The following is a 243-nucleotide window of genomic DNA, read 5'->3' on the forward strand; positions in this document are numbered from 1 at the left end:
CCCTCCTTTAGGACACGCATAGCGAAGATGATACGGATTGGTGCGTTTGGACGTCCGTCCTTGCCGTTGGCCTTCCCATCTGAGAAAAGGGGCTTGAATATATCCTCGTCCACTTTGCTTGTTACCTCACGGTAGAACTTATTGTGCCAGGCATTGGGGTCTTCGTAGTGGTTGCTCTCACGCTTGCCCATCATTTGGGCAGGCGAGGAAAAGATGTCTAACTGCGTGTTTATGGTGCTCTTT

General features: G+C 50.6%; 1 protein-coding gene. It reads right to left on the reverse strand.

Annotation, left to right across the window (positions count from 1 at the left end):
• Positions 1 to 243: hypothetical protein (locus ABFY71_RS19105; RefSeq protein WP_347947461.1), on the reverse strand; the 243-nt coding region annotated here is incomplete at both ends.

The sequence above is a fragment of the Devosia alba genome, assembly GCF_039938915.1.
Taxonomy (GTDB): domain Bacteria; phylum Pseudomonadota; class Alphaproteobacteria; order Rhizobiales; family Devosiaceae; genus Devosia; species Devosia alba.